Origin of the sequence: Streptomyces sp. SID12488 (assembly GCF_010548275.1) — a bacterium.
GTDB lineage: Bacteria > Actinomycetota > Actinomycetes > Streptomycetales > Streptomycetaceae > Streptomyces.
In genome coordinates this window covers 1-20,760 of the sequence record NZ_JAAGLT010000044.1, presented here as the reverse complement: position 1 = coordinate 20,760, position 20,760 = coordinate 1, and the positions used below count along the sequence as shown (strand labels likewise).

At 70.8% G+C, this 20,760-nt stretch carries 12 protein-coding genes and 2 pseudogenes; 9 read left to right on the top strand and 5 right to left on the bottom strand.

Annotation, left to right across the window (positions count from 1 at the left end; genetic code table 11):
- The first annotated feature begins 111 nt into the window (after positions 1-111).
- On the top strand, positions 112-762 hold the full coding sequence (locus G3I56_RS39355) for a hypothetical protein (RefSeq protein ID WP_239135373.1): 651 nt from the start codon (positions 112-114) through the stop codon (positions 760-762).
- 112 nt (positions 763-874) lie between these two features.
- Here G3I56_RS39355 and G3I56_RS39350 read toward each other — a convergent pair whose 3' ends face one another.
- Complete coding sequence (locus tag G3I56_RS39350; protein ID WP_164417808.1) at positions 875-1,969, bottom strand: DUF1152 domain-containing protein; 1,095 nt, start codon at positions 1,967-1,969, stop codon at positions 875-877.
- Positions 1,970-2,522: 553 nt separating this feature from the next.
- Between G3I56_RS39350 and G3I56_RS39345 the strand changes: the two genes are divergently transcribed.
- Positions 2,523-4,277, top strand: a complete 1,755-nt coding sequence (locus G3I56_RS39345) for a protein kinase (protein WP_164417806.1) — start codon at positions 2,523-2,525, stop codon at positions 4,275-4,277.
- A 23-nt stretch (positions 4,278-4,300) separates the two neighbouring features.
- A pseudogene (locus G3I56_RS44415) lies at positions 4,301-4,420 on the top strand (transcriptional regulator); the annotation flags it as partial.
- A gap of 164 nt (positions 4,421-4,584) precedes the next feature.
- Here the strand turns inward: G3I56_RS44415 and G3I56_RS39340 are convergent.
- Positions 4,585-6,978, bottom strand: coding sequence for a phosphoketolase family protein (locus G3I56_RS39340; protein ID WP_164417804.1), 2,394 nt, complete (start codon positions 6,976-6,978; stop codon positions 4,585-4,587).
- A gap of 472 nt (positions 6,979-7,450) precedes the next feature.
- Positions 7,451-10,105, bottom strand: coding sequence for an RICIN domain-containing protein (locus G3I56_RS39335; protein ID WP_164417802.1), 2,655 nt, complete (start codon positions 10,103-10,105; stop codon positions 7,451-7,453).
- 388 nt (positions 10,106-10,493) lie between these two features.
- Here G3I56_RS39335 and G3I56_RS39330 point away from each other — a divergent pair, with 388 nt between their 5' ends.
- Positions 10,494-11,774, top strand: a complete 1,281-nt coding sequence (locus tag G3I56_RS39330) for an alpha/beta hydrolase-fold protein (protein WP_164417800.1) — start codon at positions 10,494-10,496, stop codon at positions 11,772-11,774.
- Positions 11,775-11,826: 52 nt separating this feature from the next.
- On the opposite strand, the gene G3I56_RS39325 is transcribed toward G3I56_RS39330, so the two are convergent.
- Positions 11,827-12,660: a PIG-L family deacetylase gene (locus G3I56_RS39325; protein ID WP_164417798.1), complete on the bottom strand. Its 834-nt coding sequence runs from the start codon at positions 12,658-12,660 to the stop codon at positions 11,827-11,829.
- A gap of 399 nt (positions 12,661-13,059) precedes the next feature.
- On the bottom strand, positions 13,060-14,430 hold the full coding sequence (locus G3I56_RS39320; protein WP_343240186.1) for a hydrolytic protein: 1,371 nt from the start codon (positions 14,428-14,430) through the stop codon (positions 13,060-13,062).
- A 251-nt stretch (positions 14,431-14,681) separates the two neighbouring features.
- Here G3I56_RS39320 and G3I56_RS39315 point away from each other — a divergent pair, with 251 nt between their 5' ends.
- The 5 genes and pseudogenes from G3I56_RS39315 to G3I56_RS39295 all read left to right on the top strand — a co-directional run.
- Positions 14,682-15,374 carry a LuxR C-terminal-related transcriptional regulator gene (locus tag G3I56_RS39315; protein ID WP_164417796.1) on the top strand — a complete coding sequence of 231 codons (693 nt, stop codon included), beginning with the start codon at positions 14,682-14,684 and terminating at the stop codon, positions 15,372-15,374.
- 147 nt (positions 15,375-15,521) lie between these two features.
- Positions 15,522-18,713, top strand: a complete 3,192-nt coding sequence (locus tag G3I56_RS39310; protein WP_164417794.1) for a DUF11 domain-containing protein — start codon at positions 15,522-15,524, stop codon at positions 18,711-18,713.
- On the top strand, positions 18,710-19,420 hold the full coding sequence (locus G3I56_RS39305) for a DUF4255 domain-containing protein (protein ID WP_164417792.1): 711 nt from the start codon (positions 18,710-18,712) through the stop codon (positions 19,418-19,420). Before G3I56_RS39310 ends, G3I56_RS39305 begins: the two co-directional genes overlap by 4 nt.
- Positions 19,417-19,584 carry a hypothetical protein gene (locus G3I56_RS39300; protein WP_164417790.1) on the top strand — a complete coding sequence of 56 codons (168 nt, stop codon included), beginning with the start codon at positions 19,417-19,419 and terminating at the stop codon, positions 19,582-19,584. The genes G3I56_RS39305 and G3I56_RS39300 overlap by 4 nt, the downstream gene beginning before the upstream one ends.
- Positions 19,581-20,760 (top strand): annotated as a pseudogene (locus G3I56_RS39295) (ATP-binding protein); the annotation flags it as partial. The gene G3I56_RS39300 and the pseudogene G3I56_RS39295, both read left to right, overlap by 4 nt.

The window sequence follows — 20,760 nt, the reverse complement described above, 5'->3', positions numbered from 1 at the left end:
CGATCAAGTTGTGAGGTCATAGTTCCGCTAGTGGGTGGGGAGGCGTCATGCCGGAAAACCATGCGGCGGGGAACCGTGCTGCGTCGGGATACTGGGCCGGTGAGCGACGCCATGGCTGAGTACGAAGCGGATACTGAACAGTTGATGCGAAGGGTCTACCTCGGCGTGCGCGAGGACAACCTTGACCCACAGGACGTCGTCGCTCTCGCCTGCGAACTGCTCGGCTGGTTCCATCACACCGACGCCGTCCTGGAGGTCGTCGAGCGGAACCCGGCCGAGGTGCCGCAGGCGGAGATGACCGCCCTGGCCCGGCGCATCCTGGACGACGTGGGCTTCGATCCCGGCTTCGACCTCGCCCCCGAACGTTTGGAGACGTTGCGCGCCGCACTGCGAGTCGTAGCCCGCGACCTGCCCACGCGTGGGATCGAGGGCGAACCGGAGATCGAGATCCTGGAGGACTGGTTCCCGGTGGGAGCCGGTGTCCGCCTTGCCGACGGCGAACGGCTCAACTGGGGCGGCCCCATCCTGCCGAACATGTGCGACGACCTGGCCATGGCATTGACCAGTCTGGCGATCCTGATCCAGGAGAGCCTGCTCGAACGGACCTGGCAGGTCTGGCCGGTGTGCCCTGGGCATGACCTCGGCGTCCACGGCTCGGAGCGGGATCACGAGGCTGTGTGGTGGTGCGCGGGCGATGGCGGACACATGCTGGCGCCGGTCGGTGAACTCGCGCGCGCTCTCGGCCGCCGTCGGCCCAAGTAGGGTCGGCGGTGGGGTGCAGTTCGTTTCGGACGACCGCCGTTGGATTTACACTCCCGGAAGGAGCGCGGGCGCAGCCAGAACCGGGACTTGAACCCGTGAGGGCGTTTGTTGCTCAGGTGGCGGCTGGAATGTGCCACAGGGTCGCCGCGTACTGCTCCGGTGGGTTGTTGATGAGCAGTCGGCGCAGGTCTTCGCGCTGTGAGCCGTTGAGGTTGAGGACCTCGGTGAGGTGGCGGAACGTCGTATGGGTGACTCCGCGGCTTCGGGCTTCCGCTTCGAACTGGGCGAGTTGGAGTAGTGCCGATTCGGCGTCGAGTTTCGCCGGCCGTTGGTCCTTGAGCCGGAGGGCCTTGTTGCGCTCGTAGTCGATCTCCGAGAAGCCGCAGATCTCGCGGCTCAGTGCTTCCACCTGGTCCAGGGTGGTGGTCGACATGATGGCGCGGGCCAACTCATTGCGGCTCAACGCCTCGTCCAGGTCGACCTTGTGGACGGTCGGGCTCTCGTCGGTGAGGGGGATGGGAAGTCCGGCGTCTCGGACCTCGCACGTGCCGCGTACGCCCCGGGCTGTTGCTGCGAGCATGCCTGTTGCCTCTGAGGGGTGCCATTCCAGGACCGGGCTGACCGGCTCCGCGTCCTCAGCAGTGAAGGTGTGGACGAGTGGGCCGAGCATGCGTTGCAGGTCTTCGTGCGACAGTTCGCCGTCCAGGCCGGGGCCTGCGACCAACAGGCGTATGGGGACGCTCACTTGGCCGCATGCCGCCAGTGTCAGGGAGTCGGCGAGTGGGCTCTTCAGCGTCGGTTCGTCACGTCGGGCCAACACGTCGCCGCCGACGTCCAGGAGATCGATGGAGGTCGGCTGCAACTGGGTGACCAACTCCTCGAGTTGCCGCGTGACGCCCTCGGCGCCGTGCCCCGGGTCGATCAGGGCGAAGGTGTGGGGAAGTTCTTCCGCCAGTCGGGGGAGCGTGGATCCTGCCGGTGCGATCGGGCGAGCTTCCACCGGCACTGTCCAGACGGTTGGGGTAAGCGGTTCGAGGCCGGTGAAGTCGGTGGGTCCTCGGGGGCCTGGTACCGGGTCGATCAGCAGGCGGTCCCACGCGCACGTGAGGATCACCGCCCGCTCGCTGTTGCCGTACAGGGCGGCGTCAAGCATGGCGGCGGCGACTGCGTCGCCCCCTCCGCCTGCTGCGACGATCAACCGCGTCATGGGCGAGTGGCTGTAGGAATCCGACGAAAGCCGAGGGCCGGTGGGGGCCCGCAAACCAGTCGAGAAAGCCTTTGCGGGCTGTCACCCTGGCCAGATGTTGCTCAAGCTGACCGGATCCAGCGGGGCGGGCAAGACCACGCTCGCCTTCGCCCTAGCCCTGCCCTTGGAGTTGGTTGGAGCAACGCCGTGGGTGGTACTGCTGTACCTACCCTGCCCCCTAGGCCGCTGCCGCCCCCGTAGAGGATGATCGGCACGCGAAGGGCCCGGCGAGTTCGTCGACCACGGTCGTCGGATCTTCATGACGTGAGACGGCGGCGCCGCCCCGCTCGCGGCCGGGTCCTGCTCCTCATGGAACCGACCAACAGCCCTGGAGTCGCCCCGCGCGCGACAACCGGGCCCGACGCGCCGTGGAAAGCGGCTGCTTCCGGGCCCTTCGCTGCCAAAATGCTCCTCAACCAGTCGTAGGCGAAGGGCCGTTGGGCGTGCGGTCGGCCGGAGGAACCCCGTGGCGCCGTCGGCCGGATCGGTCTGAAGCAGAGAAAAGGAACCCACGGTGTCCGACGAAGGACGGCTGATCGCCGGCCGATACCTCATCCTCGACCGCATCGGCCGGGGCGGCATGGCCACCGTCTGGCGCGCCCACGACGAACTCCTCGGCCGCCAGGTCGCCGTGAAGAAGCTCCACTCCCAGCCCCAGCTCGACGACGCCGAACTCGCCACCCTCTTCGAACGCGCCCGGCGCGAGGCGCACAGCGCCGCCCGGATCAGCCACCCGAACGTCGTTGTCGTCCACGACGTCGTGGACGACGAGGGCCGGCCCACCATCGTGATGGAGTACGTGCGCTCCACCACCCTCGCCGACCGGATCAAGGCGTACGGCACGGTCCCGCTCGACGAGGTCGCCCGGATCGGCCGGGGCGTGATCGCCGCGTTACGGGCCGCGCACCGGGCAGGGGTCCTGCACCGGGATGTGAAACCGGCCAACGTGCTGCTCGCCGAGGACGGCCGCGTGGTCCTCACCGACTTCGGCATCGCCCAGGCCGTCGAGACCTCGGCGCTCACCCGCACCGGCCAACTCGTGGGGTCGGTCGACTTCATGGCCCCCGAACGCCTAGTCGGCGCCAAACCCGGGCCGGAGGCCGACCTGTGGGCACTCGGCGCAACGCTCTTCGAAGCGGTCGAGGGCCGCTCACCGTTCCTCCGGGAAACGGTGGCCCAGACGATGTACGCCATCGCCATGGAACCGGCCCCCGAAGTGCGCGGTGCCGGACCGCTCACCCCGCTGATCCAGGGCCTGCTCGTGGCCAAACCGGCCGACCGGCTGTCGGCCGAGGACGCCGAACGCATGCTGCGAAGCCCGGCAGGCGCAGCGGGGCCCTCTGTTGTTCCACCCGCCGCCCACCCCGTGGCCGTGGCCGACGACGCTCCGGCTCCGGCTCCGGCCGCGAACCCAGTGCCCGAGTCCGCATCGCCATCGCCATCGCCATCGGGGCTCAACTCGGACCGCGGAACCGATGATGCCTCCGCAGCCGAGCCACCCGTAGAACCTCCACAGCCCGATACGACCGACCAACAGGCGCACCGGCCCCCAGGCCGTTCGAAGAAGCCGGTCGTGCTCGCCGCGGCCGTCGCCACGGCGCTGTTGATCACGATCGCCGTACTGCTGACCAACCTGCCAACGGGGAAGAGCAGCGTCAGCGCCACCGCGTCCGACGGCCCGCTCGCGGCCGACAACCCCACCCAGCAGTCCACGGACACATCCGCACCCACGGTCTCCTCCCCCAAGGCGTCCCGCTCCGCGAGTTCCGGCGCCAAGTCTCCGACGCCGCACACCTCTTCGAAGCCGACGTCCACAACCGTGCAGGAGGACTCCGAGCCGGAGTCCGGAGGCAATGCCGGATCCGAGGAAAGCGGATCCGGTGCAACGGTCGACCCGGCCGTCGGCCATGCCCTGGTGGTCCCCGCCACGCAGAAGTGCCTGAGCGGCGGCGCCGGGACCGAGGGAATCCAGCTGGTCCATGTCGCCTGCGACGGCTCCGCGGCACAGCGCTGGCAGACCGGATCGGGGGACACCTTCCGCTCCTTGGGGAAATGCATGACCGTGGCCGACGGAGCGAGCGACGACCGGACCGAGATCCAACTGAGCGCGTGCAGCGGCGACTCCAGCCAGCAATTCCACTTCTCCGGTACGGAACTGGTGGCCGATCAGTCACAGAAATGCGTCACCGTTTTCGGGGGCACGAGCGGCACGGTGGTGGTCCTGTGGGAATGCAACGCCTGGGACAACCAGACGTGGACCCTCCAATAACATGGCCGACATGGCACTTCGGCATGGCTGTGCGCGGTTGGCGTGAGCGCATGCCACCGCAGGACAGCGGGCTGACGTTGGGCGGGGAGCGGCGCATCTCCGGACTGCGCCGCGAAGAGCTGGCCGGTCTGGCGGACATATCGAACTCGGCCCCCTCGCCACGCCCTTCGGGCGGGAGGGGGCCGGGTGGGCCCCTCCGAGGGGCCCTTCGGCCTTGATGCCGGACCGACGTGTCGGCCGGCGGCCGAAGCCGTTGATGCCGACACGTACGGTCAGGGCAATGAACTCCCTTGTGGAGTAAGAGAGCTCAGCCGGTCCAGGTCCAGTCGGTGACCTCGGGCAGGTCGATGCCGTGCTCGCGGATCCAGGCGTGGTGGCGGGTACGGGCGTCCGCCATCCGCTGGCGTACGGCGGCGGCGCGGACGCCGAGGCCGGGGACGCGGTCGATGACGTCCATGACCAGCCGGTAGCGGTCCATGTCGTTGCGGACGACCATGTCGAACGGGGTGGTCGTGGTGCCCATCTCCTTGTAGCCGCGGACATGGAGGTTGGCGTGGCCGGTGCGGCGGTAGGAGAGGCGGTGGATCAGCCAGGGGTAGCCGTGGTAGGCGAAGATCACCGGCTTGTCGGTGGTGAACAGGCCGTCGTACTCGAACTCGCCCATTCCGTGCGGGTGTTCCTCGCTCGGCAGCAGCCGGGCCAGGTCGACGACGTTGACGACGCGGACGGCGAGTTCCGGCAGATGGCGCCGCAGCAGATCGGACGCGGCCAGGATCTCCTGCGTCGGTACGTCTCCCGCGCAGGCCAGCACCACGTCGGGCTCGCCGCCGTTCTCGCTGCCCGCCCAGTCCCAGATCCCGGCGCCGCGGGCGCAGTGGGCGCGGGCCTCGTCCATGGACAGCCAGTCGAAGCAGGGCTGCTTGCCCGCCACGATCACGTTGACGTAGTCACGGCTGCGCAGGACGTGATCCGCGACGGACAGCAGGGTGTTGGCGTCCGGCGGCAGATAGACCCGTACGACCCCAGGGCTCTTGCTGAGGACGTGGTCGATGAACCCGGGGTCCTGGTGCGAGAAGCCGTTGTGGTCCTGACGCCAGACATGCGACGTCAGCAGGTAGTTGAGGGAGGCGATGGGTGCCCGCCACGCCAACTCCCTCGATGTCTTCAGCCACTTGATGTGCTGGTTGACCATCGAGTCGACGATGTGCACGAACGCCTCGTAGCAGGAGAACAGTCCGTGCCTGCCGGTGAGCAGATAGCCCTCCAGCCAGCCCTGGCAGAGGTGTTCGGAGAGGATCTCCATGACGCGGCCGTGCCGGTCGAGGTGTTCGTCCACCTGGAGGGTCTGGGCCTGCCAGGCCTTGCCGCTGGCGTTGAGGACGGCGCCGAGCCGGTTGGACTCCGTCTCGTCCGGGCCCACCAGACGGAAGTCGCGCCGCTCCGACGTGTCCCGCATGACCTGTTCGAGGAGGTCGCCGAGGATCCGGGTGGGCTCGTGCAGGGTGGTGCCCGGCTTGTCGACGGGGACGGCGAAGCGGTCGAGGGACGGCATCGGCAGGTCACGTACGAGCAGACCGCCGTTGGCGTGCGGGGTGGCGCCCAGCCGGCGGTTCCCGTCGGGGATGCCGGCGAGAACGTCGGCGGTGGGCCGCCCGTCGGCGTCGAAGAGCTCCTCGGGGCGGTACGAGCGCAGCCAGGTCTCCAACTGCCGCAGGTGCTCGGGGTTTTCGCGTACGCCGGACAGCGGGACCTGGTGGGCGCGCCAGGTGCCCTCGACCGGGACTCCGTCGACCTCGGCGGGGCCCGTCCAGCCCTTCGGCGTACGCAGCACGATCATGGGCCAGTGCACGCGCTCGGTCGTGCCGTCCTCGCGGGCCGCGCGCTGCGTCCGGGCGATACGGTCCAGCGCCTGGTCGAAGGCGTCCGCCATGGCGCGGTGGACCTGGTGCGGGTCGTCGCTGGTGACATGGATCGGCTCGTGGCCGTAGCCGCGCAACAGCTCGTCGAGTTCGGACTCCGGGAGGCGGGAGAGCACGGTCGGGTTGGCGATCTTGTAGCCGTTGAGGTGCAGGATCGGCAGGACCGCGCCGTCGTGCACCGGGTCGAGGAACTTGTTGGAGTGCCAGGACGCGGCGAGCGGCCCGGTCTCCGCCTCGCCGTCACCGATCACACAGGCGACCAGCAGGTCCGGGTTGTCGAAGGCGGCGCCGTAGGCGTGTGCGAGTGAGTAGCCGAGCTCGCCGCCCTCGTGGATCGAGCCGGGTGTCTCCGGCGCGACATGGCTGGGCACGCCGCCGGGGAACGAGAACTGCCCGAAGAGCCGGTCCATGCCCGTCGCGTCGCGTGAGACGTCCGGGTAGGTCTCGCTGTAGCTGCCGTCCAGCCAGGAGCCCGCGAGCACGGCCGGCCCGCCGTGACCCGGCCCCCATACGCACAGCGCGTCCAGACCGCGCGCCTTGATCACGCGGTTGAGGTGCGTGTACACGAGGTTGAGGCCGGGCGAGGTACCCCAGTGGCCGAGCAGCCGCGGCTTGATGTGCTCGGGCGTCAGGGGCTCGGTGAGCAGTGGGTTGGCCAGCAGGTAGATCTGGCCCACGGCCAGGTAGTTGGCGGCCCGCCAGTGGGCGTCCAGGGTGCGCAGTTCCTCGTCGGTCAGTACGGTGCTGGAGCTGGAGCTGTCCTGGTGTTCGGTCTTGGGCACGGTGACTCCGTAGGTCGTCGAGGCGAGTCGGGCTCCGGGAAGGGGCGCGAACCGAGGGCGCCCGCTCGTCGTGGTGTCCGAAGGGCCCCGCGTTCGAACGCGTCTCGGAGCACGTGTACCCGCCTGTGGCGCTTCAGCGGCAGGCCGCACGATTCGGCCTCCATGACCGACCTCTCGCCTGCCCGCCTGCCCGCCTGCTTGCCCGCCCGCCCGCCCGAAGTCTGTGGCGCGGCTCCGGGGCGGGCCGCGGAAGCTCACGATGACGGCGCCGGACCTGGTCTGCACCTCCTGGACCGTTGATCGCGCGACCCGGTTCCAGCCTCGTGCCGGTCGAGCTCGTGGGGGAGGGGCCACAGGTCCCGGACAGGGGCCGACCGGCCCTTGCCGCGCCCTCGACACGCTTTCCGGGGTACGGGTCAGCCATGGCGGGGCCGCAGGCGGTTGTGCCCGCGGCCCCGCTCGGGCGCTGGGGTCAGGACGGGTCGCCGTACTGCAGACCGCGTCCGTTGGTGCCGACGTAGACGCGACCGTAGGTGTCGGGATCGCCGGTGATGACGCCGACCGCACCGATGGCGCCCCACTGGTGGGCGTCGTCGTTGACGCGGAGCCAGGTGGCGCCCTTGTCGGTGGAGCGGAAGACTCCGGTGACGTCCTTGACGGTGCCGATCAGGTACAGGGCCTGGTAGTCGGTGCCCGGCGCGGCCTTGCCGAAGCCGAGGGCGGAGGCGGACTTCACCGTGGTGAGCGTGGTGAAGGTCCGGCCGCCGTCGGTGGAGTGCAGCAGCCCCTTGCCGCCGCCGGAGATCCACAGGTCCCCGGCGATGCCGGGGACGGCGGTGAGCCGGCCGGCGGCCAGGTCGCCGGCGCGGGCGGTGAAGTTCGCGCCGCCGTCGGTGCTGGCGTAGAGGGTGCCGCCGGACAGGGAGTAGAAGGTCCCGGCCGAGGAGCGGTCGGCGACGACCACGGCCCCGTTGCCCAGACCGCCGATCCTCGACCAGCTCGCCCCGTTGTCGGTCGAGCGGTACGGGGCCTGGCCGGCCTCGGTCCAGACGATGCTGGAGCCGTCCGCCGCGAGCGCGATGTGGCCGTCGTCGGCACTGGCCACCGGCTCTGCTGTGAAGCCGTTCCAGCTGAGGCCGCCGTCGGTGGAGTAGGCGCCGTCCTGCGCGCCGCCGTGGCCGACACGGACCATCATCGAGGGCTTGGACTGGGCGAAGTCGATGTCGGTGCTGTTGCCCATCATCGGGTTCGCCAGCCGCCCGGAGGGCACCTTGGTCAGGTCGTCGTGCCGGAAGCCGCCCTGGTCGCCCATGGAGGTGATGACGCTGGCGCCGCCGGGAGGGGCGATCGCGTCGATCAACGAGGTCTCCTCCAGGCCTCGGGCGCCCATGCTCCAGTGGCTGGTGCCGCCGCTGTCGGAGGCGTTGGCGTCCTTGCTGCGCAGGATGGCGTTGCCGGTGCCGTACAGCACGTGCCCGGAGTCGAAGGGGTCGATGGCCAGGGCGGTCATCCAGTGCCCGGTGCGGGTGCCGATGTAGGGAGCGGCGGCGGCGCTGCGCACCGACTTGTCGGCCAGCGCCTTCCAGGTCACGCCGCCGTCGGTGGTGCGGTAGACCTCGTCCTCGGGCCACCAGCGGTCGAGGGTGGTGACCATCACCGTGGACGGCTTCTGCGGGTCGACGGCCAGACCGGAGAACCCGTATCCGCCCTGGGACGGCGAGATGTTCTTCCACGCCCCGTTGGCCGGCGTGTACTTCCACACCGAGCCCGCGGTCACGCCGTTGGGTCCGACGACGTCGGTGTACGTCAGGTACAGCGAGCCGTCGCCGGAGAGCACGCCGTGCTGCGGCATCTGGCCGGTGGGCTGCCCGGAGACGGCCTGCCAGGTGCTGCCGCCGTCGGTGGAGCGGTAGAGGGAGCGGGACTTGTCGGCGACGCCGACATAGACCGTGTTGCTTCCCGCCGGGCCGTACGTCACGAAGGAGATGCCCGCACCGCTGCCCGCCCCGTCCTTGATGGGGAACGACGAGACCTGACCCCAGGTCACGCCGCTGTCGGTGCTGCGCCACAGGCCGTTCTTGCGGGTGCCCAGGAGCAGGGTGCCGTGGTCCCCGGGGTTGACCACGAGCCGTTCGCCCGCCCCGCGGCCGTCCTCGTTGCTGCCCAGCTTGAAGGGCAGGTCGGTGCGCTTGAAGGTGCGGCCCTGGTCGGTGGAGCGCAGGAGCGCGCCGTTGCCCGCCCAGTCGTTGGTGTAGGTGCCCGCGCTGAGGTAGAGCCGGTTGGGGTCGACGGGGTCGGTGGCCACCGCGTCGATGCCCAGCAGGTTCCAGTCCTTCTCGCCGAACTGGTCGGTCAGCGGGATCCACTGCTCGGCCGCGACGTCCCAGCGGTAGGCGCCGCCCATGTCGGTGCGCGCGTACAGCAGGCCCTTCTGGGTGGGGTTGAACACCAGTCCGGTGACGTAACCGCCGCCCACCACCTGGGCGTTCTTCCACACGTACGGTCCGGTCCCGGCCGGGGTCTGCGCCCCGCCGCTCCCTGATCCCTCGGGCGGGGCCATCTTCACCAGCTTCCACTGCTGGTTGGCGGTGCCCCTGCTGGAATACTGGATGACCAACGCGCCGTCGGCCTTGGAGGCCCTGGTGACGTCCAGGACCTGGCCGCTCCTGCGGGAGGTGAGGGTGACGGCGTCGGAACCCTTCACCCCGTCGATCCGCCACTCCTGGGCGGTGGAGGAACTGTCGGTCTGCTGCTCGGCGGCGGCAGCACGGGCGGTCGAACTGCCCTTGATGCCCAGCACTTTGCCGCTGTTGCGGTTCACCAGCTCGTAGTAGCCGCCCCCGGCGGGCTTCAGCTTCCACTGCTGGTTGGCGCTGTGCTGGTCGGTCCACTGCTGGATACGGGTGCCGTCGGCGGTGGAGTAGCCGTTGACGTCCAGCACCTTGCCGCTGCGCACGGAAACGAGCTGGTAGTAGGCCGCACCGTCGACTGTCGCGGCCTGCGAGTCGTCCTGCGTGAACAGGAGATACGGCACGACGACGGCGGCGGGTATGCCGAACAGCAGACCTGTGGCGGTCCAGCGACGGCGGTGACGCCCCCGGCGCCCGCCGTTCGTGGGGTGATTCATGTGGGAGGTGTGCTCCTTGCGCGCGGTTCGCCAGAGGAAATCTGGATCCCTGCCACACCGCTGTGACCGGATCCGCTTTTTTGTGGTCACCGGCACCACAAACGGTTGCCGCGATCCGAAAACTTTCTTCTGGGCAGTACGGCTGGGCAATACGTCCGACCGGACCCTTACCCGCACCCTGGCTGAGGGCTGCGGATCCCCCACCCGCGGTCGGCCGGTCATCCGGCCGGCCGCGGCTGTGCGACACCGTCCGGCGGAGACCGCAAGTGTGTTCTCCGCCTCACCCCATTTGCGCTGATTGGGGAACGCGAACGGTGCAACGTCCCTCCTTCTGTATGAAGGAAGCCGCACAGGTAGTAACAGGCAGGGAAATCGGGGATCAACCGGTATGGGTCTGACCAGCGAGACGACGGTGTATGTGATGGCGGTGGTCGCCGCCCTGGGTGTGGCACTGCTGGTCTGGCTGTGGCCGCGGTTCGCCCGGCGGGGTGTGTGGCAGGTGCTGGGACGCCTGGCGGCCCTCGGGATGACCCAGGTGGTGATCGTCGCGGCGTTCGCGTGCTGGCTGAACTCGTCGTACCAGTTCTTCGGATCGTGGGGCGAACTCTTCGGCCGTGTCGAGACGGCCCCCGTCGGGGTGACACAGGGCGGCGGCGTCGGCACTGTCAGCGGCATCTCCGTGAAGGGGGCGCTGGTACAGCCGGCCTCCGACGAGCAGCTGAGCAGGGTCAGCGGACTGCCCACCAGCCCCGCCGAGGAAAACGGGCGAGTGGAGTCCGTGAAGATCATCGGACGCCGCACCGGAGTGATAGACCCGGCGTTCGTCTACCTGCCGCCGCAGTACTTCCAGAAGGCGTACAAGCGGCAGCGCTTCCCGGTGATCGTCGCGCTCAGCGGCTACCCGGGCAGCATCTTCAACCTCGCGCAGTATCTGCGGGTCTCCCAGACCGCCGGTGACCTGCAGCGGAGGGGGCAGATGCAGCCGACGATCATGGTGATGATCCGGCCGACGATCGCCCCGCCGCGCGACACCGAGTGCGTGAACGTACCGGGCGGTCCGCAGACCGAGACCTTCCTGGCCAGGGATCTGCCCGACGCCCTGAAGTCCGCCTACCGGGTCGGCCACGCCGCCAGTGCCTGGGGCGTCATGGGCTACTCCTCCGGCGGCACCTGCGCCCTTCAGCTGACGATGCGCGATCCGCACGTGTACACGACGGCCGCCGCCCTGTCGCCCGACTACAAGATCAGGGAGGACCCGACGACGGGCAGCCTCTTCGGCACCGGACCGGACCGCACCGACCGGATCAACGCCCACGACCTGATGTGGCGGCTGAAGCACCTGCCCGTCCCCGACGTCTCCGTCCTGGTGGCCGACAGCAAGCACGGTGAACGGGGCTATCCGCAGACGCAGGCCTTCGTCAAGGCCGTCAAGGCCCCGATGCGGGTCGTGGCGATACTCCCCGACGAGGGCAGCCACAACTTCCCGACCTGGGTACGGGAGATGCCTCCCGCCCTGACGTGGATGGGCCAGCAGCTGACGTTCCCCCAGGACGTCGTGCCCCGCCACCTCAAGAAGGGCTCGGCGGCAGCCGTTCCCCCGAAGCTGAGCCACGGCCCCCTGCGCGCCGAGGGTCCGAAGCCGACACCCCGGGTCAAGACGCACAAGTAAAGGCTGCCGACCGCCCGGCCGGGAAAGCTCCCCGGCCGGGCGGTCGGCCGGGTCAGCGCAGGCCCGCGAAGAGATCGTTCTCGGGTAGGGCCGTGCCGGTGGCGTCCTGGACGCGTACGAAGGTCTCCGTGCCCATCAGCTCGCCGAACCTCTCCTTGCCCATCTTGAGGAAGAAGATGTTCTCGCCCTGACTGGCGTGCGCGGCCAGCGCGTCGAACTTCTGACCGCTGAAGGCGATGGTGTCCACCCATGTGGTGATCTCGTCGTCGGGGAGGCCGATCTCGGCCAGCGCGGCGGCCTCGGCGGGATCCGGCTCCGGCATGTCCTCTCCGAACTCGCGTATGACCTCGCCGAACCGCTGCATCGTCGAGCGGGGCATCGTGGTCCAGTACGCCTTCGGTGTCAGCGCGGTCATCTCCAGCGCCGCCATCGTGATGCGGTGGGCCTGTATGTGGTCGGGGTGGCCGTAGAAGCCGTTCTCGTCGTAGGTGACGACCACATCGGGCCGGTAGTGCCGCATGAGTTCCGCGAGCCGGGCCGCGCCTTCCCGCACGGGGGTCTGCCAGAAGGATCCGGGGGCGTCGTTGCTCAGCCAGCCCATCATCCCGGAGTCGGCGTAGTCCAGCATCTCCAGATCGCTGATCTTCAGGACGTCACAGCTCGCCCGGAGTTCCTGACGGCGCATCGAGGCGACCGCCGCCGGATCGTGCCCGGGGTCACCCGGCTTGACACCCCCCGGTCCGTCACCGCAACCGCCGTCGGTACACGTCACGAGAACCGTGCGGATGCCTTCCGCCGCGTACCGCGCGAGGACTCCTCCGGTTCCGGTGGCCTCGTCGTCGGGGTGGGCGTGCACTGCCATGAGCGTCAGAGGCCGGTCAGCCATGAAAACAGTCCTTCTGCAGAAATACGTGTGGTCCGAGCGCGCGGCGGGCGTACCGCGACCCCGGGGCCCGGCTCCTGGCGGGGCGGACGACCTCGTGGTCTCCGTGTTCCCCGCCCGCGCGGCGCCGGTCCCTCGGTCGGTGCAACCGTGCCGGCGGGACCGCCTGTTCCCGGCGCGGCCCACTGGTCTTCTGGACGTCGGCGTTTCGACGCGAACCGTGTACAGGCGCGACCCGTATGTCCGGCTGCTTTGTGTGCTGTGTGTGTCGTGCGCGTGTGACTTCTGCGGCAGGATGCCGGTTTTGAGACCAGGGTTATCGATTTCTGGACAGAGCAGGTGCCCACTCTTTACAGATGTAGTCGGCACCGATCAAAAATGATCGGAGACTTTAGGTTCGGTTCACTGCTCGGTGCGGCTGACCACACCACTCACGTTCAGGACCTCGTGACATTCGTTCGCCTGTCGGCCGGTGGCCGGAGTGCCCGGCTTCGCACAGGTCACTTCGATGGTCACGGTGTTGTTCGCGGGGATCTTGATGGGGGTGACCCAGTGGTAGTCCTGGTTACGGAAGGTTTCCAGGGCGATCGTGGTGATCTTCCGGTTGCCGAAGCTGATCGTCATCACCCCTTCGTCGCCCTGGAAGTTGGCGACGACGATGTCCGTCACGCCGAAGACGGTCTTCTCGGCCACCCTGTGGAAACCGGATTCGGTCGTCCCCGTGGTGGTCTTCAGGTCGATGGTCTCCGAGCTCTGCTGACCGCCGCCGACCGTGGTGCCGCCGTCCCCGTTCCCGGGCGAGATGCCTTCTCCGCCTGTTCCGGAACTCGGGTTCTGGCCCTGGCCCGGACCGCCGGGCGAGGGGCTCGCGCCGCCGGTACCGCTGCCGGGTGTCTGCCCGCCGCCGGCCTGCTCCTCCGCGGGTGTGGGGCGCGGCTGGACCACCTCGTTGGCAGCTTCCTTAGCGGCGCTGCGCACCGCCGGGCGGACCAGCGTGAACCAGGCGAGCAGCAGCGCGAGCAGCACCGCGAGTACGGCGAGCAGCCACTTCGGGAAGATGGGGATCTGGACGAACTCCGCGTCCAGCGGCGGCCGGTGGGCGGTCTCGTCCGGCTGGGTCCTGTCCGGCCGGGTCCCGTCCTGGTCACCGGTCTCGGCGGTGGTCAGGGTGAACGGCCAGACCACCGGGGAGCCGAACCACACAGGCTTGCCCGTACGGACCCGCAGCCCGACCTCGGTCGACTCGCCGGGCTCCAGCTTCGGCCCGGCCGGGTTGAAGGTGAACGCCAGTTCCTCGCCCGGCTGGCCGGGGGTGAAGCCCACCTGTACCGGGGTGTTGCCCTCGTTGCGCACCGCCAGCCGGTAGCGTCCGCGCAGCCAGCCGCGCCGACGGCGCGGCTGCAACTCGGTGCGCAGCTGGTGGAACTCCTCGACGTACACGGTGGTTTCGGGAACCCGTACCCCGTCGGGATGCTCGGTCGGCAGGACCCGTATCGCGAGGGGCAGCTCGCCGGCCCGGATCTCCGGGGAGCGCGGCGGTTCCAGACGGATCGTCACCGTCTCGGAGGTGCCGGGGTAGAGGGAGACCCGCGCGGGTTCCACGGTGGTCCAGGAGGCACAGTCCCCGACGACCTCCAGGCTGTAGGCCTCGACGATGTCGCTGTCGTTGCGGACTGTCAGACTGGTCGTGGCAGTGCCGCCAGGGGCCACTGTCACGACCGGGATGTCGAGTCCGGGCGCACCGGGACCGGAAGGGGCTGCAGAAGGCGTCACGCCCCCACGGTAGAAGCACCCGCCGGGGTGCGCCGAGAGACGCGAGGGCAACACCCGGGCAGTCGTGATGCCCGCGAAGGCACCGTCAACTCGCCTTTAGTGGTGGGTCGTTGATGTCACTCGACGGTTCCCGTGCGCCGCCTTCCGGTATTCGTCCCGCTCCGGCGATCCTCCCCCCACGAACTCAAGAACGCACGAACTCACGAACAGGTAACCCCCCCATGTCCTGCGCAGAGGAGAACACCCCTGCCATGTCTGCCCCCATTTCCTACGAGCACACCACCGTCGGTTCCGGGCACCGGATCTCCCGTACCGGTCGGCCGGAGCGGGTGACCGTGGCCGTCTACGCAGCCGATCCGATCCTGCGTGTCGGTGTCGTCCAGCAGTTACGCCAGCGACCCGAGGTCGATCTGCTCGCCGACGCCGATGCCGAGGGGGCCCAGGTGTCGCTGGTGGTCGTGGACAACGTCGAGGACGACGTGGCCGCCCTGCTGCACCGGCTGCGGCTCAACTCCGCCACCCAGGTGGGCCTTGTGGTCGGCACCCTCGGCTCCGGCGCGCTGCAACGCGTCATCGAGTGCGGCGTCTCGGCGGTGCTGCGGCGCGCCGAGGCCGACCAGGACCGGCTCGTCCACCTGGTCCTCGCGACGGCCAACGGCGAGGGAGTGCTCCCCGGTGACCTGCTCGGCAAGCTGCTCGCGCAGGTCGGCAGCCTTCAGCGCTCGTCGCTCGATCCGCAGGGCCTGTCCCTGTCCACGCTGACCACACGGGAGGCGGACATGCTCCGCCTGGTGTCGGAGGGCCTGGACACCGCGGAGATAGCCCGCAAGACCGCGTACTCCGAACGGACCGTCAAGAACGTCCTGCACGAGATCATCACCCGGCTCCAACTGCGCAACCGGACCCATGCGGTGGGCTACGCGCTGCGGAACGGACTCATCTGACGACAGCGGGGTACGTCGGTGCTGCCCGAAAGCGCACCGCACGTTTCCCCCAGGTACGGCCCCGTCCCCCTGCCGCGTCGTGCGCGGTCGTCGCAGGGTGGTGGGGGCACATCCATGTGCCGCACCAGACCGCGAGGGAGACCCGCAATGCGAACCGCTGGCCCCGGCGGGCGGTACCGCCTGGGAAGACCCGGTATGGCGTTGCTGCTGCTCGTCCCACTGCTCGGGGTGACGGCGGCCTCCGGGCCGGGCAGCGCCGAATCCGCGACGCGGGCCGTGGCCGCCGACCCCGCGAACACCCGGATGGCGTACGCCGGCACCCGGCACCGCAGTCTCGGCCAGGTGGCCACCACGACCTCCAGTACCCCCCTGTTCGGTGCGGGACCGGCCCACCAGGACGTCCAGCCGTCCGCCCTCGGCGACCAGTTGGTCTTCGCGAGCCTGCGCGACGAGGAGACCCCGCAGATCTACCTGCGGTCCGCCGACGGTTCCGTACGGCGTCTGACCAGCGGTCTGGACGCGGCGCACCCCCGGCTGACGCCGGACGGCACGGCCGTGGTGTTCGACGCGGCCGAGTCCGCGGGTCCGGGTGGCGGGACGCAGCGCGACCTGTGGCTGGTGCGCACCGACGGCACCGGCCTGACGCGGCTCACGGACACGCCCGCGAACGAGGAGAGCCCGACGGTCTCCCCCGAAGGGCAGCGACTGGCGTACGCGAGCGACAGCGACGCACTGACCGGGGAGCAGGTCTACGTACGGCCGCTGGCCGGCGGCACCGCCGTCCGGATCACCGACCCGGCGAACGGCACGGCCACCGAACCCGCGTGGAACCCGGTGAACGACGACGAGAACCGGGACTGGATCGCGTACACGGCCACGACCACCACCGACGGGCAGAGCGTGCCCCGGTTGCGGGTGGCGAACGCGAACGCGAACGGTGACGAGGTACTGCTCGGGGGCGCGCAGGCACAGTGGCGTGCCCACGGGGCAGCCTGGCTGCCCGACGGGGACGGTCTGGTGTTCCTGAGCCCCGAGATCACGTGTGAGTGCGAGGGCGACTGGGACCATGTGTTCCGGACGATCGCCCACCTCGACCAGGTCCCCTCGCTCGTGCTGAACGAGGACCGGGAGGTCTCCACGGTCACCTGGTCCGGTCCGCTCGAAGGCGGCGGCGTGGTGGTCGAGCGCACCTCGGCGGCCGGCCCGCACGTGGTGACGCTGCAGGACGCCAGGGCGGACGGGTCCGACCCGCGCGACCTGGGGCTGACGATCCTCAACGAGGACCCGGCGGCCGACACCAACACCGATCCCGCCAAGGACCCGCTGTTCCAGCCCGCCGCCGGGTACGACCCGTGGACCGAGCGGCAGAACTACACGCCCGACGGCCGCCGGATCGTCGTCACCCGCTTCGAGACCGACGCCGACGGGCGGCGGATCGAGCGGATCTGGCTGGTGGACGCCGACGGCTCCAACGCTGCGCCCATGCCCCTCGCGGGACGCGCGGCGACGGACTGGGACACCGACCCGACGTTCTCCCCGGACGGCAAGTCCCTTGCCTTCACCCGGACTTCGCCGGGCGGCGTCGGTGACGCCGCGGGTCCCAGCCGCATCCTCGTCGCGGACGCGGTCACCGGCGCGATCACCGGCGAGGTCACCCCGCCGACCGGGGAGCAGACGGGCCGCGACGCCCAGCCCACCTGGTCCTCCGACGGCACCACCCTGGCCTTCACCCGCAGCGAGGTGATCGACGGGGGCGGCGGCAACAAGCACATCTGGACCGTGCCCGTGACCGACCTGGCCCGGCAGCGCGACCTGAGTTCCGCGATCTGCCCGGGCAGCTGCGAGGTCATCGACGACAGCCCGGCGTTCTCGCCGGACGGGACCAGCATCGCCTTCAACCGCAAGAGCGGCGGCGGCCAGGTCGACCAGGGGGGCGGCATCCTGCTCACCTCCCTCACGGGCGCCGACTGCCGGGTGCTGTCGCCCGCCTCCGCCGTCGACCTGCCCGGGGCCTGCGGCCGGCCGCTGCCGGGCCCCCCGGACACCGGACCGTTCCAGCCGCGCGACGCCGCGTGGACGGCCGACGGGGAGAGCCTGGTCATCAGCTCGCGGGCCAGGATTGCGGTCAACACCCCCGAGAAGCTGAGCCTGTTGGACGTCGAATCGGGTGCCCTCATCCCGCTCACCAGCACCCTCCCGGGCCGGCAGAAGGAACCCAGCGTCCAGCAGTCCGTGGACCTCGCGGTCCAGGCGCCCGGCACCGCCCCGGAGGTCACGGTCGGCGACTCCACCACGGTCCAGGTCGACGTGGTGAACAACGGACCCGCCGCCTCCCCCGGCACCACGCTCACCATCGCCCCGCCCATCGGTGTGCAGGTCACCGGGGTGACCTGGCCCGGGGGCACCTGCGAGGCCGCCTCGCTCCAGTGCGACGTCGGCGTGGTGGTGCCGGGCACCACCGTCCCGGTGACCGTCACCCTCACCGGGGTCACCGTCGGCGACCAGCCGGTCGACTGGTCGGTCACCGGAACGGTCCTGGACCCGGAGCCCAGCGACAACACCGGCCGGACCCTGGTCCCGGTACGCGAGGCCCCGCCGACGCCCACTCCGACCCCGACGCCGACCATGACGGTGCCCACCGTGCCCACGGTGCCCGCCGAGCCGCCCGCACCCGCCGAGCCGCCCGCGCCCGACGCCGGACCCGGAGTGAAGGTCACCGCCCAGCCGAACCCCGGCTACGTCGGCGGCCGTGTCGTGGTGACGTACACGGTGCGCAACGGCCGCAACGCGCTGGCGACCGGGCTGCGGCTGCGCGTCGGCCTTCCCAAGGGCATCCCGGACAGCGGGCCGCCGGCGGGCTGCGACGCCTCCTGGGTGTGCGCGCTGCCGGACCTGAACCCGGGTGCGAGCACCGTCGTACAGGTCGTCCTCAGCCCCGACAAGGCAACGACCGGCCAGGTCACCGGCGTTCTCACCACCACCGGGACGGACGCCGACAAGAACGACAACACCGCCCGGCAGCGGCTGCGCATCCTCCAGCCCCGGATCGTCGCGGTACCGGCGATCGGCAAGCCCGGCTTCGTCACCTCGGTGCGCGGCAAGGACTTCCCGCCGGGAGTGCCGGTGCGGTTCACCTGGAATCCGGGGATCACCGCGGCGGCGCCGCCGACCGTGCCGAAGCGGGACGGCACCTTCATCGGCCAGCTGCTCATCCTCGCCAAGGACCAGACCGGACCGCGCGTCATCACCGCCAAGGGCCCCGGGTTCTCACCGGTGAAGACCGACTTCCTGGTGGTCAGCGGGACCATCCAGCCGCCCGACGAGGTGACCCGCCGGTGATCCACGAGGTCGACGAGGCGCTGCGCCGGCTGCTCGGCGAGGCCGGCCTGGAGGCGTCGGGCGTCGATGTGGTCCTCGACGCACCCACCCGGGACTGGGCCTCGCGCCGCAGCGCCCCCACCGTCTGCGTCTTCCTCTACGACATCCGGGAGGACGCCGTCCGGCGCGGCAGCGGCGCCGGTGAGGTGTACGACGCCGACGGCCACCTGGTGGCGCGGCGGACCCCGCCACGCTGGTTCGAGCTGACGTACCTGGTCACGGCGTGGGCGAGCCGCCCGCAGGACGAACACCGCCTGCTCTCCCAGGTGTTGGCGACTCTGGTGGCCGGCGACACCCTGCCCGCCCGCCTGCTCACCGGCTCGCTCGCCGAGCTCGGTCTGACGGTGGGACTGAACGCCGGCGGGACCGGGCTCGACGCACCGGCCGCCGCCGACGTGTGGTCGGCGCTCGGCGGCGAGCTGAAGGCCTCGCTCCAGGTCCGGGTGAGCGCGCCGCTCGCCGGTGTGACCACGGAGACCGCGCCGCCGGTCACCGAAGGCCTCGTCGTGCGCTCGGCGACCCGGAGCGAGACCGGGGAGCCGACGCCGGGCCGCCGGCTGCGCTACAAGGAGGCGACCGACCCGGGCCCGGCCGGCGGCCTCGCCGGCCCGCGCGAACGGGGCCCCGCCCCCGCCCGTCGCCGTCACCGGGGGGACCGCCAGCCGTGACGCACACCGTCGAACCTGTCGTCGTCGCCGACTCCGTGTCCACCGACGTGGAAAACCTGTGGGCGCGGCTCCAGTTGGTCGAGGATCGGGTACGCCATGCCGTGGCCGTCCGTGGTGCCTCCGTCCCCGCCCGCCGTCGCCGCCGAGGGGACCGTAAGCCGTGACGCACACCATCGAAACCGAGTTGGTCGCCGACTCCGTATCCGTCGACGGCCAGTCCGTCTCCGTCGACGTGGAACACCTTTGGTCGCGGCTCCAGTTGGTCGAGGCCCGGGTACGGCGTGCCGTGGCCGTCCGTCGCGCCGCCGACCCCGACCCCGATGACCCGTACCTCGGCCAGTACCTCACCCCCGACGCGGTCGACCGTGTCCTGGACGAGCCCGGCGGCCTTGGCGTACCCGCGCAGGAGCCCTGGCAGCCGCCCGCCGGGTCCGTCCTCGACGGACTCGCCCGGCGGTTCGGGCTGTCCGCGCTGGACCTGGATCTACTGCTGGTCACGGTGGTGCCCGACCTCGACGCCCGGTTCGAGCGGCTCTACGGCTACCTCAACGACGACCTGACGCGCCGGCGGCCCACGGTCGGGCTCGCCCTGGAGCTGTGCGGGCTGGGCGGGGCGGCAGCCGCCCGGTTCCGGCTCGCTCCCGGAGCACCGCTGGTCGCGGGGGGCCTGGTGGAGATCACTGAGCCGGAACGGCCGCCGCTGTCAAGGGTGTTGGTGGTGCCCGACCGGGTCACCGGGCATCTGCTGGGCAGCGCGCGGCCCGACGCCCGGCTCACCGGGGTGCTCGGCGAGGCCCGCGAGGACCTGACCGCCGGGACGCCGGACGTCCACCGGGCGTCGGCCGCCGCCGGGACCGGCGTCGGCCTCGTCCATCTGCGCAGCCGGGGTGGCGACGCGGCGGGGCTGGCCATCGCCGCCCTGAGCGCGGCCGGGCTGCGTCCGCTCGTCCTGGACGCGACGGCGCTCGCCCGCCGCTCCGGCGACGTACCGGAACTCGCCCGGATCGCCGCCCTCGAAGCCCGCCTGACCGGCGCCGGAGTCGTCCTCGGCCCACTGGAGGCGCTGCCCGGCGAACCCACCGAACGGGCCCGCACGCTCGGGGCGTTGTGCGCGGCGCTGCGGGGGATCCCCCTGTTCACGCACGGCACCGTCGGCTGGGCCCCGGAGTGGGCGGCCGACAGCCCCGTCGTCCTGACCGTGCCGGCGCCCTCGCCCGAACGGCAGGCCGCGCGCTGGCGGTACGCCCTCGGCCGTGCCTCGGGTGACGGCTTCGGGACCGGCGACGCGGCAGCGCTCGCCGAGGCCGTGGCCGCGCACCGCCTGGACTCCGGGCAGTTGC